Source organism: Pseudoalteromonas sp. CO342X, from assembly GCF_004208915.1.
Taxonomy (GTDB): Bacteria; Pseudomonadota; Gammaproteobacteria; order Enterobacterales; family Alteromonadaceae; genus Pseudoalteromonas; species Pseudoalteromonas maricaloris.
This window is the reverse complement of sequence record NZ_SGPH01000118.1, coordinates 1-218: the sequence shown is the minus strand read 5'-3', so window position 1 is coordinate 218 and position 218 is coordinate 1. Positions and strand designations below refer to the sequence as shown.

At 48.6% G+C, this 218-nt stretch carries 1 protein-coding gene; it reads right to left on the bottom strand.

The window, feature by feature from the left end; all coding sequences use genetic code 11:
• Positions 1-218: hypothetical protein (locus EXT47_RS23950; protein ID WP_165383851.1), on the bottom strand; the 218-nt coding region annotated here is incomplete at both ends.

The window sequence follows — 218 nt, the reverse complement described above, 5'->3', positions numbered from 1 at the left end:
ATAATTGGGCTGCCATCTTGATAGGTATAAGACAACTCAATGGTACTGCTCATCATGGTGGCAATGCCATCGGCGGCAAGTGAGAGTCGAGCATTCTCAGAGAGGGCTTGAATTTGCGGTGCACTCGGCATAGTGGCGCTTTGTTTGCTGCCAATATCTTGCTCCATGCTGCCGTCAAACACAGTCATGGCTTTGCCTTTTAAGGTCAGTAACTTGTC